This window comes from Candidatus Chloroploca asiatica (assembly GCF_002532075.1).
Taxonomy (GTDB): Bacteria; Chloroflexota; Chloroflexia; order Chloroflexales; family Chloroflexaceae; genus Chloroploca; species Chloroploca asiatica.
Genome location: NZ_LYXE01000009.1, coordinates 39,567 through 51,005 on the forward strand (window position 1 = coordinate 39,567; position 11,439 = coordinate 51,005).

An 11,439-nucleotide genomic window follows, 5' to 3' on the forward strand; every position below is an offset into this window, starting at 1 on the left:
AAGCCCGCACACGAACTACTCAACCGATCGGCTAATTGCCACGAAGGACGGGCGGGAGAACAACCACTCCTGCATCACCAGCCGGAATTTGCGCCTGATTGATCGATCCGGTTGGAATGTTGACACCCCTGTGACAAGTATAGCACCCTGGCACGTTAAATATCTCACCATCAATGTTGCGATATGAAAACTGACTAGCTCCACCTTCTAATGCTGTCGGCACCGCATCGTACGGCATCGCCCCATTGATCGTCCAATTGAACGCAAGCCACGTTGTCAACTGCATCATCCGCGCTGCCTTCAGCTTGTTATAACCAGCTTCCGGGTTGGTGATGTTGCTTGCCGCGTCCAACTCATAGGCGATAAAGTTCCGCGAGTTATGACAATAGGTACACCCTTGGCCCAGCGACCAGGAATTGTAATTCATCACATTCTGGTTGATCGTCACCTGATCCTGGGTGCGCCCACCATCAAGCGTTAAGGCAAGTGAACCACGGCCACTCTCATCGTCAGCGGGATCAAACGGCCGCCAGATCTGATAGTTGTAAATGTAGAAGAGCACTGCATCCTGAAGACCAACCTGACCACGAATCTCTTCGGGTTTCAGGGCCGGATCGAGGATGGGCATCCCATTCTCGTCGAGGGGATCAACCACGACCGGGATATCGGGCACACTCTTGATAAACTGGGTACCAACGGCCTCAAGATTGTTGGGCTCGTTGTAGTGACACGTCGCACACTGGACATAGTTGCCACGCCAGTTGGGCAGATCAACAATAAATTCGGTGTTGACATCAGATACCAGATAGAGCATGTTGCGCGCCGAGATCTTCTCGACGTACTCGTCACTGGCAAAGTTCTCCAGATTATGGCAGTACTGACAGCCGACGCCCAGGCCACCTGAGACATACTGCTGCATATACGTCCATATCTGCGCTGAGGTCATGCCTGAAAGCACCTGGACATTGACGGTATTGGGGTTAGCGTCTACCCAGGCTTGTCCAGCCTGAACACCCTCCGTCCACGCCTGATTACCAAGCCAGGGCTCACGCCCTTCAGGCGGAATATTGGGTGCGACATCGGTGATGGCTCTAATACCCTCACTCGGACTCCACGGGGCATTGGCGTTCAGCGCCGCTGCTGCCCGTTCGGGGCCAAGCGTCAGGCTGTAGATCCACCAGAACGTTGCCGTAGTTACAACCGCGACAATAATGCCTACGGCCACCGAAATGAAGATCGCCGCCTGTCGATCAGTCGGACGAGTTGGCGATTGCATAGGGGTCTCCTCAACTCCGGATCAGCAGCTCGGCGGTGCCGAGGCTCCGGGGCCGGCTCCGACGTGCAGCACTTTAAGAGGGACAGCAAACGATTGCGTTGCTCAACCCATCAGGGTGAGCCGTGGCAGGGTCTCTGGTACACCATATGAATGTAGCGCCAGTATACACCTGATACTTCGGAAGGTCAAATTTTGGAATATGTGCAAAAAAAGTGCAACTGCATTGCTTACAAGACAACAGCCACCAGCATGGTGTGCTGGCGGCTGTTGCTTCGTTTGTGTCGCACGGTAAGTTGGCGACGCGCCAGCGCCAGCGGCACCTAGCCGAACATAGCGAACAGTTGGAGCAGCATGGTCATAGGCACCACTGAACCATCTGGTGCAAGGTTGTCAAGCCAGTTGTACCGAACCGAACTGAGTACAATGAAGTGGATGAGCAAAGCCACGACAAAGCCGAGGATCGTAAAAATCACGATGTTGGTGCGAACTGCACTGCGTGGAGGCATCATAAGTCAACTCCTTAACAGGTTTTGGGAGAGGCTGCATCTGAATCAGGGCCGATTGCCCACCATCGTCACGCACACCTGTACCCGACCGAGCTAGATACCGGCGTTGAGCCACGGACGCCACACCCAGACCAGGGTGTGAGCAATCACGGCGATGACACCGAATGCCCAGAAGGATTTGACCATGATGTCATGAACCAGCCAGTCCTGATTGTTGAACAACGACCGCCATTTGGGGGGAACCAGATCGTCATCGTCACGCATGAGCGGACCTCCGATACTTCAACTACGAGCGCCAGGGCCGAACACACCAGGTACGACTTGCGCGCCTGGCGGCGGTCGTCGCACCTTCCATACCCTTTGTCGGGGTTGGGAGCAAAGCACTCCTACAATGTGATCCCAGCCGTGCTGAGGTCGGTTTGCCAGTACGTCTGGAAGAGTAGGATGTTGCTTGGCTCATTGAGCTAAATTATATAGGAGTCAAGAAAAAATGTCAATCCGTTGCTTTTAAGAAAAATCAACCAGTTTCATGGTCTTTTGCACCGCTTTCCATCAGCCTTACGACTGACTACAACCCCCTAGAGCAATGTTATACTCACTCTATCTTCTCGAACAGGTGTCTCGCTTCGGAAAGTTAATGTGTAGCAACTATTCATCAATGGTGCCCTATGTCCAACCTTCGTTATCTGATCCCTTATCTCAGGCGCTACCGCTGGTCGTTGCTGGCAGGCTTGATTTGTGCCGCCTTTGCTGCCTCGGTGAGTGCGCTTGGACCCTATATCTTGCGCCTTGCCGTTGATGAACTGGCAACAGGCCAATTGGTACTCACAAGCATCCTCGGGTATGGGGTGATGCTCATCATCGTTGCCCTTGCTGACGGTGTCTTTCGCTTCATTCAACGCATGATGCTTGCCGGGGTGTCCTATCGTATCGAGTACGATCTGCGTACCCAACTCTTTGCCCACTATATGCGGCTCGATCAGGCTTTTTTTAGCCACAATCATACCGGCGATTTGATGGCCCGTGCCACCAATGACCTCAGCGCCGTCCGTCAATTGCTCGGCCCCGGGCTCAATGGCACCGCAACGGCGGTGTTGACCTTTCTGGCCGCCGCTGTCCTGATGTTGATGATGAATGTGACCCTGGCCTTGATTGTGATGCTCCTTATGCCGGTGACAACCGTGGTGTTTGTCCTGCTCGGTAAGCGGATGCGGACGGCCTTTACCCACGTGCAAGATCAATTCGGTGTCATTTCGACCCGTGTCCAAGAGCATTTCTCTGGGATTCGGACCATCAAGGCCTATGCCCAGGAAGATGCCGAGCTCGTGGTCTTTGCCGCTGAGAATGAGCGCTATCGCGAACTGAATCTCCGCTATGTGCTGCTCAGCGGGGCGCTCTGGCCTGCGATGACCCTCTGCCTTGGCATCGTTGCCGCGTTGGTGCTGCTCGTTGGTGGGCGTCTGGTGGTCGCGGGTGAGTTGACCATCGGTGAATTGGTGCAGTTTAATGCATATCTAGGCTTGCTGACCTTCCCAATGATTATGCTCGGCTGGATGGTTTCCCTCTATCAGCAGGCCTCAGCCTCGATGGGGCGCTTGATGGAGGTGCTGCGCTATCAGCCAGCGGTGGTCAATCCACCCGATGCGCGTCCTTTGCCTGCCCCTCGCGGTGAGTTGGAGTTTCGGCATGTCGGGCTGCGCTATGAAGAACCTGCCGATCACGCAACGACAGCGCTGTTCCCCGAACGACGCGCTGAGTGGATGCTGCGCGATCTGTCGATCCACGTTCCGGCAGGACATTCGTTGGCGATCGTAGGGGCAACCGGGGTGGGCAAAACAACGCTCGTCAATCTCTTGTCACGCGTCCGTGATCCCGATGAGGGTCAGGTGCTCCTTGATGGTATCGATGTCCGAACGCTGGATCTGGGCGATCTGCGGCGTGCGATTGGGTATGTGCCCCAAGAGACCTTTCTTTTTAGTGTGCCATTGCGCGAAAATGTGGCCTTTGGGGTGGAAGCAGCGCACGATGCGGCTCTGGATGCACGCATTGAGCACGCCGTGACGGTGTCACGCCTCGCCAACGATCTGGCCCAGTTTCCCGATGGCCTCGATACGATGGTTGGTGAACGTGGCGTGACCCTGTCGGGCGGGCAAAAGCAACGGGTCTCGCTTGCACGGGCAATCCTCCGCAATCCACCGGTGCTGATCCTCGACGATGCGTTGAGTAGCGTTGATACACAGACGGCGGCGCAAATCCTCGCCGGGCTGCGCGAGGTGATGCGTGGACGAACGACGGTCATCATTGCGCAACGCATTGCAACGGTACGCGAGGTTGACCAGATTGTGGTGTTGCACGATGGACAGATTATCGAGCAAGGCAACCATAGTGCGTTGCTAAAGCTCGGCGGGCAGTATGCAGCGATGTATCGGCGCGAGTTGCTCGAAGCGGAATTATCGGCATAAGCCCAGTTGTGAGGATAATGTGATGGCACGTGGCTTTGATGATGATGTGATCCTTGGGAAAGCCTATGATGGGCGACTGATGCGCCGAATGGCGGTCTTTGTCGTCCCCTACTGGCGACAACTGGCCCTGGCCCTGGCCCTCCTCTTTGGGGCAGCACTGACCGAGATCGTGCCACCCTTACTCGTCTTGCAGGCCATTGACGGGCCTATTAGCGAGGGGCGCCTCGAGGGGCTCTGGCCGATTTTCGCCCTGTATGTGCTGGTGCTGGTAAGCAACTTTGCGCTGCGGTATACGCACAACTATATCATCAATAGCGCAGGCCAGTCGGTCGTAATGGATTTGCGCAAGCAACTCTTTCAGCACCTCCAGCGGCTCAGTTTGAGCTTCCACGATCGTAACCCAGTCGGACGGCTCTTGACCCGCATTACCAACGATGTTGATGCGCTCAATGAGTTCTTGACCCAGGGGTTGGTGCTCATCCTGGCTGATCTGGTAACGCTGTTAAGCATTATTGGCATTATGTTCTTCTTGAACTGGCGACTGGCCTTGATCAGTCTCGCGACGCTGCCCGTCCTGATGGTGATTGTTGCCATCTATCAGCGGATGATGCGGGCGACATATCGCCTGGTGCGCGAGCGCTTGGCAACGATCAATGCGTTTCTCAACGAGCAGATCAGTGGCGTCCTCGTGACCCAACTCTTTGGCCGCGAGGCGACCAGTCAACGCCATTTCAGTGGGTTGAGTGAAGCCTACCTTCAGGCCAACGTGCGATCCTTGCTGATCTTTGCCATTTTTATGCCCACAGTTCAACTGATGGCCGCGATTGGTACCGCAGCTGTTCTCTGGGGTGGTGGCTATGGCGTGATGAGTGGCTGGGCGTCGATCGGTATGCTGGCAGCGTTTGTGCTCTATACCGAACGAGCCTTTCAGCCCATCCGCAACCTCGCCGAGCGGTATACCATCTTGCAGGCCGCAATGGCTTCTGCCGAGCGCGTGGTCGGGGTGCTTGATACAACCGAAGAGGTGCGTGACCCTGAACAGCCTGTGACCCTGCCCCTGCCTGTCCGCGGTGAAATTCGCCTGGAAAACGTCGTTTTCGGGTATGACCCTGCTGAGCCGGTGCTCAAGGGGATTAGCCTGCACATTCCAGCCGGTCAGGCCGTGGCGATTGTCGGAGCAACCGGGGCCGGCAAGAGCAGCCTCGTTGGCTTGCTGGCCCGTTTTTATGATGTCCAGGGCGGACGCATTACGCTTGATGGGGTCGATCTGCGTGATCTGCGCCAGCACGAGTTACGACAGCATATTGCCGCCGTGCCGCAAGATCCGGTCTGCTTTTCGGGGACAATTGCCAGCAACATTCGCCTGCATAGTACGGCCATCGACGATGCACGTGTGCGCTGGGCTGCTGAAATGGTGAATGCAGCGACCTTTATCGAGCGCCTTCCAAGAGGGTACGAGCACGAAGTCCGTGAACGCGGGGCCAATCTCTCCCTTGGCCAACGGCAGTTGCTCGCTTTTGCGCGCGCGCTGGCCTTCAACCCCGAGGTGCTCTTGATCCTTGACGAGGCGACCAGCAGTGTTGACACGGCAACGGAAGCCCTGATCCAGGATGCGCTTGAACGGATGCTGCATGGCCGCACGAGCATCATTATTGCCCATCGCCTGAGCACGATTCGCCATGTTGACCGGATTATCGTCTTGCACCAGGGGCGCGTCGTCGAGGATGGCACACACGACGAGTTGCTGGCCCAACGTGGCTACTACCACCGGCTCTACCGATTGCAATTTGCCGAACAGGGCCTCGGGGTTGCTGGACACTAGCTACAGAGGAAAAACCAGGTTGGATCGGTGAGTTGGATGCTTGGGGCCATGGCAAACCAGACGACCCAGAGGATCACGCCGCCGAAAGCGAGCAGCACCAGGGCCACAACTGCGATCCAGGTGAGCAAACCATCCCCCTCAACTGCCTGCGCAAACGCAGGCAGTTCTGTTTCCCCCAGCACTGCGGAACCATCAGTCATACGCGTTGCTCCTGCAGACCTCGCACGGGGCGGTCATCAAGGATCACATGAATAAACGCCGCAACGAGGCTCAAGGCGAGGGCGGTATACCACACCGGCAAATACGATCCCGTCACATCATAGACCGCACCACCGAGCCAGGCCCCGAGAAACGCCCCGACCTGATGACTCAAGAAAACGATGCCATAGAGTGTCCCGAGATACCGCACCCCAAATAATTGGGCCACGAGGCCGCTGGTGAGGGGCACGGTACCAAGCCAGAGCAAGCCAATCGCAAAGCCAAAGACGAGCGCCGACGTACCGGTAACCGGCACGAGCAGGAAGAGCACAAAGACGACCGCTCGCGCAAAGTAGAGCCCACTCAACACCCGTTTTTTGACAAAGCGATCGCTGAGCGACCCAAAGAGGTACGAACCAACCACATTCGCCAGGCCAATCACCGCAAGGGCGCTGGCTGCGACAAATGGGGCAACGGCATAATCAGCGAGGTAAGCCGGGAAGTGGATCGCAATGAAGGCCACATGGAAACCGCAGACAAAAAACCCCAGATTGAGCAACAGATATCCTGGATGGCGGAAGGCGGTCGCGAGAACGGGCTTGAGCGAAGAAGAAGGCAACGTTACAGCTTGGCTCGACGCTGAAGTCGGACGACGAAACGCGAGGGCAAAGAGCAGGATCAGCAGGATGAGCAGCGCAAGGCTCACCAGAGCGCCCTGCCATGACATCATGCTGAGCAGGATCTGCGCAAGAGGCACAAAGGCGAACATGCCCAGCGAACCTCCAGCCGTGACGAGGCCAAAAGCCAGACCACGCCGCTGAGTCGGCACGAGCGCACCAAGGGCACTAAAGATCACCACAAAGGTCGTCATACTCTGCGCGAGGCCAACCACCAAGCCGAGCGCAAATAACAACCCCCAGACATTAGAGACTACGGTAACACCCCAGAGTCCAAGAGCATAGAGAAGCACGCCGAGCATCAAGATCGGGCGCACACCACGGCGATCAGCCAGAGCACCGATAAAAGGCTGGCCGAGCCCAAAGATCAAATTCTGGACAGCAAGGGTAAAACTAACCTGTGAACGCCCGATTTCAAGCGTTTCACTTATCGGGATAAGAAAAACACCAAAGGTCTGACGAACTCCCATACTCAGAGCAACAATCAACGTCCCGTAAAGGGTCGCGGTCGCCCAGCTTGGCAATCGTTTGGGCACACACGCCTCCCGCGTTAGTCACCGCCACGCGAGGGCAAATGATCACGCCGCGCCACACCTTCTTCGATTGCTGCGAGCGCAACAGCGGTTGCAATCGTGGGCACCACCGCACGATTAAAGACACTTGGGACAATATATTCTTCGCTAATCTCTTCATCGGGAATTACATTGGCAAGGGCCTCAGCCGCTGCGAGGCGCATGCCAACGGTCATCTTCGCAGCATTGACATCGAGTGCCCCGCGAAAAATTCCGGGAAAGGAGAGCACATTATTGATCTGATTAGGTTGATCCGAGCGACCGGTTGCGACAACCCGTGCATATTCACGGAGCATCTCGGGGTCACCTTCGGGCACAGGATTCGCCAGAGCAAAGACAATCGGATCGGGAGCCATGCTGCGCACCAATTCAGGAGTGAGCACACCGCCCTTCGAGACCCCAACAAAAACATCAGCGCCACGGATCGCCTCTACAAGCGTCCCACGGCGACGCTCGCGATTGGTCTGTGACGCAATAATGCGCTGCATTGTTGTCTGCACATGGTCATCGCCTTCACAGAGGATCCCATAGCGATCGACGGCAGTCACCTCGCCGATATGAGCCTCGAGCAACGCTCGAATAATCGCAGTACCAGCCGCACCAACACCATTGACCACCGCCCGCACCTCACGCAGATCCTTGCCGACAAGGCGTAAGGCATTGCGCAGTGCAGCGAGCACCACCACGGCGGTACCGTGCTGATCATCGTGCATCACCGGAATATTGAGGCTCTCGTGGAGGCGACCTTCCACCAGAAAGCAACTAGGAGCAGCAATATCTTCCAGGTTAATCCCGCCAAAACCCGCGGCAATCTGTTCAACCGTCTGGACAATCAACTCGGGATGCTGTGAACGGAGGCAGATCGGAACCGCATCAATATCGGCGAGTTCCTTAAACAGGATCGCTTTGCCTTCCATCACCGGCATCGCGGCTTCGGGGCCAAGATTGCCCAGACCGAGGATCGCACTGCCATCACTGACCACCGCGACGCTATTCGTCTTCCAGGTGAGTGAAAACGCCTTTTCAGGATCATCGGCAATCGCCCGACAGACGCGGGCCACACCGGGAGTATAAGCGAGGGAAAGATCATCGCGATTCTTGAGCGGCACCTTGCTCTGCATCGCAAGCTTGCCGCCGAGGTGGGCGAGAAAAACGCGATCACTTACCTGAAGCACGGTAATGCCTGGAATCGCATTCAACTCTTCGATCAACGTCTCACCGTGCTGCTCGTCCTGTACCCGTACAGTTATATCGCGCACCAGCACATTGCGTTCGGCGCGAACAATATCAATCGCGCCAATATCGCCACCGACTTCACCAATGCGCGTCGTGAGCCGACCGAGCATCCCAGGGCGATTGTCAATTTGACAACGCACCGTCAACGTATACGCAACACCCACCGACATAGCTACCTCTGCAAGAGAATATAAAAAGCCTGTCTTGGCGACAGGCAACGGCGCTTCCTGCTATGGTAACATAGATAGCACTGGTATGCAACGCAGGGAAGAACGGAGGATTGTGTGATTGATAAGGATGAAACACTATCAGAACTGCTCGTCGCGCCTTTCTTGCCACTGGTCGAGCGCATCATAGCTGAAGCAACCGTCGTCAATGACCGCATCCTGAAGATTGATCACTTCTTGAATCACCGGATCGAACCCGAGTTGATGCAGGCGATGGGCGAAGCAATGGCCGAGCGTTTGCGTCCCTTCCATCCTGAATTGATCTTGACCGCCGAGGCGAGTGGCATTGCCCCTGCGCTGGCGACCGCGATGGCCCTGGGATGCCCGCTGGTCTATGCGAAAAAATATTCACCCGAGGTTGAAGCTCCCGCCCTCTCACGCATCGTGCCTTCACCAACAAAAGGCGGCGCAACCCGCCTCGTCGTTTCGGCGCGCTATCTGCCCATTGGCACCAGGGTTGCCCTGGTCGATGACTTTCTCGCGAATGGACGAACGGCAGTGGCCCTGGCTGAGTTGGTTCGTGAAGCCGGAGCAAGCCTGGTAGCCGCAGGCTTTGTGGTCGAGAAACTGTTCCAGAACGGACGGGCAGGCATCGAGGCCCTCGGCATTCCTGTGGCCGCCCTGGCGCAGGTCGAACGCCTCGAGCATGGGCAGGTCATCGTTCGCGGCGTCGCTACGATGACCTGAGCTATGCCTAGGGCGATTGCATCTTCCGTGCATGCACCCCCACCAGGGCACCCGCAAGGGGTGCCCGTACACCGGGCCCGGCCCCCGGCCCTGTAGGGGCACCCCTTGCGGGTGCCTCGTTGTTGCCGGGTGCCGCCGTTTGCGCCGCTGGTTGCATGCACATGCTGCCACAGAGAGCGTATTTTTTATCCGGTTTCGTATGATGCAATCGCCCTAGAGCTATGCCGCGAAAGCATTGCAAAATAAAAACAAGTGTGCTATAATAGATCCTAGCCCGCAACGAAGGCAACGTAAGCACAAAGCAAAACAAAGAGACAAGCAATGGAAAGTACAGGGAACCCCACACGCACCGTGACCCGCACCTATCGGGCAGCTATTCGGCTCGGTGAAGACTTTATGACGCTCGAAGAGTCAATCACGTTACCGGTTGACGCTTCCGACAGTGATGTGCAGCAGGCTGTTGAGCTTGGCTGGCGCATCTATCAAGCCCAACGTGAGTCCTTTGAACAACAGATCGCCACGATGCGCGAAACACATACGCTACCAGGGCCAATGACCGTTCGCGATCCGGATGCTCCTGCCAGTGACAAACAACGCAATTATATTGCAACGTTGCAGGACCAACTGACCTGGACAAACGAGCAACTGGCAGCCCATGCAGCCGATCAAGCCGTCGATCTGGTGACGATGACAAAAGGTCAGGCTTCACTCTTTATTGACGGTCTGAAAAAACTGGCGGAAGAACGTGGGCGCTACATCGCCGAGAGTCGCGTTCGGATGGTCAGCGGGGGCGTTACAAGCAGCAGTTCAGATCCAGACCAGCCTGCCAGCGAGCGCCAACTGAAAGCCTTGGCGAAGGTCGCCGCAAGTCGATCACTCAAGCTTGATGAAGAATTGCAGCGACGTTTTGACGTCACCATAGCCGAGCTCACGAGCGAACAGGCAGCTATGCTGCTCAATGAATGGCAAGCCAAGCGCTAGCTACTGACAGGCAACTCTGCTAGTGTCTTTCAGGTGCAGGGCTACGCCCTGCACCTGAAAGACACAAACTGGTGTACACTATGATCGGCGTTGCTCACACCTATACCAGGGCACCGAGATATGCAAGAGAAGATCACCCTCCTGATCGCTGATGATCATACGATGTTCCGCCAGGGCCTGCGTGAGCTCCTTGAACGCAAGGGGGGCTTCAAGGTTGTCGCTGAGGTCAGTGACGGCATCGCGGCCGTCGAAGCAGCGCGTGAGCAAAGACCCGATATTGCGCTACTCGATATTTCGATGCCCGGGATGACAGGGATCGAGGCAGCCCGCCAGATTACCCAGGTAAGCCCCCATACCCGCAGTATAGTGCTCACGATGCATCGCGATGAACGCACGGTGCTCGAAGCGCTGCGCGCCGGGGCCAATGCCTATCTGCTGAAAGACGCTGATTCCGATGAATTGATCGAGGCCGTGCGCCTCGTTCACCGCGGTGAGGCTTCGCTGGCTGGAAGTGCCGCCGCACGCGTCCTCGATCTGCTGCGCCGTGGTGAAACGGCCATCGCTGGCGCAGATCTGTTGACTCCGCGCGAACGTGATATCCTGGCCCTCGTGGCCCAGGGCGACGATAACCGGGCGATCGCCTTGAAACTCAGCCTCTCTGAAAAGACCGTGGGGAATCGCCTGAGCGAGATTTTTCAAAAACTCGGGGTGAGCAATCGTACCCAGGCGGCAATTGTCGCGGTGCAGCGGGGCTTGGTTCCACCACCGCAGATGGGGTGATCAAGATATGGCCTG

General features: G+C 56.6%; 11 protein-coding genes. 5 read left to right on the forward strand and 6 right to left on the reverse strand.

The window, feature by feature from the left end:
- Nucleotides 1-31: 31 nt before the first annotated feature.
- The 3 genes from puf2C to pufB form a co-directional block, all read right to left on the reverse strand.
- Complete coding sequence (puf2C, locus tag A9Q02_RS00510; RefSeq protein ID WP_097650387.1) at nucleotides 32-1,276, reverse strand: cytochrome c-554 Puf2C; 1,245 nt, start codon at nucleotides 1,274-1,276, stop codon at nucleotides 32-34.
- Nucleotides 1,277-1,596: 320 nt separating this feature from the next.
- On the reverse strand, nucleotides 1,597-1,782 hold the full coding sequence (locus A9Q02_RS23510) for a light-harvesting protein (protein WP_141508630.1): 186 nt from the start codon (nucleotides 1,780-1,782) through the stop codon (nucleotides 1,597-1,599).
- A gap of 93 nt (nucleotides 1,783-1,875) precedes the next feature.
- Nucleotides 1,876-2,046, reverse strand: coding sequence for a light-harvesting antenna LH1, beta subunit (pufB, locus tag A9Q02_RS00520; RefSeq protein ID WP_097650388.1), 171 nt, complete (start codon nucleotides 2,044-2,046; stop codon nucleotides 1,876-1,878).
- A gap of 404 nt (nucleotides 2,047-2,450) precedes the next feature.
- Between pufB and A9Q02_RS00525 the strand changes: the two genes are divergently transcribed.
- Complete coding sequence (locus tag A9Q02_RS00525; protein ID WP_097650389.1) at nucleotides 2,451-4,244, forward strand: ABC transporter ATP-binding protein; 1,794 nt, start codon at nucleotides 2,451-2,453, stop codon at nucleotides 4,242-4,244.
- Between the two features lie 22 nt (nucleotides 4,245-4,266).
- Complete coding sequence (locus A9Q02_RS00530; protein WP_097650390.1) at nucleotides 4,267-6,066, forward strand: ABC transporter ATP-binding protein; 1,800 nt, start codon at nucleotides 4,267-4,269, stop codon at nucleotides 6,064-6,066.
- Here A9Q02_RS00530 and A9Q02_RS00535 read toward each other — a convergent pair.
- Genes A9Q02_RS00535 through A9Q02_RS00545 form a run of 3 tightly spaced genes read right to left on the reverse strand, consistent with a single transcriptional unit; the run spans nucleotide 6,063 to nucleotide 8,919 of the window.
- Nucleotides 6,063-6,266, reverse strand: coding sequence for a hypothetical protein (locus A9Q02_RS00535; RefSeq protein WP_097650391.1), 204 nt, complete (start codon nucleotides 6,264-6,266; stop codon nucleotides 6,063-6,065). The two genes, A9Q02_RS00530 and A9Q02_RS00535, sit on opposite strands and share 4 nt — an antisense overlap.
- Complete coding sequence (locus A9Q02_RS00540; protein WP_216361420.1) at nucleotides 6,263-7,477, reverse strand: MFS transporter; 1,215 nt, start codon at nucleotides 7,475-7,477, stop codon at nucleotides 6,263-6,265. The genes A9Q02_RS00535 and A9Q02_RS00540 overlap by 4 nt, the downstream gene beginning before the upstream one ends.
- 14 nt (nucleotides 7,478-7,491) lie before the next feature.
- A complete protein-coding gene (locus tag A9Q02_RS00545; protein WP_097650392.1) occupies nucleotides 7,492-8,919 on the reverse strand; it encodes a malic enzyme-like NAD(P)-binding protein in 1,428 nt (475 codons plus the stop codon).
- Nucleotides 8,920-9,036: 117 nt separating this feature from the next.
- Here A9Q02_RS00545 and A9Q02_RS00550 point away from each other — a divergent pair, with 117 nt between their 5' ends.
- The 3 genes from A9Q02_RS00550 to A9Q02_RS00560 all read left to right on the forward strand — a co-directional run bounded on the left by A9Q02_RS00550 (nucleotide 9,037) and on the right by A9Q02_RS00560 (nucleotide 11,424).
- Nucleotides 9,037-9,663, forward strand: coding sequence for a xanthine phosphoribosyltransferase (locus A9Q02_RS00550; RefSeq protein ID WP_245860155.1), 627 nt, complete (start codon nucleotides 9,037-9,039; stop codon nucleotides 9,661-9,663).
- A 321-nt stretch (nucleotides 9,664-9,984) separates the two neighbouring features.
- On the forward strand, nucleotides 9,985-10,644 hold the full coding sequence (locus A9Q02_RS00555) for a hypothetical protein (RefSeq protein WP_097650393.1): 660 nt from the start codon (nucleotides 9,985-9,987) through the stop codon (nucleotides 10,642-10,644).
- Between the two features lie 120 nt (nucleotides 10,645-10,764).
- The gene (locus tag A9Q02_RS00560; RefSeq protein ID WP_097650394.1) at nucleotides 10,765-11,424 is read left to right on the forward strand and encodes a response regulator; all 660 of its coding nucleotides are present in this window, start codon (nucleotides 10,765-10,767) and stop codon (nucleotides 11,422-11,424) included.
- The last annotated feature ends 15 nt before the right edge of the window (nucleotides 11,425-11,439 follow it).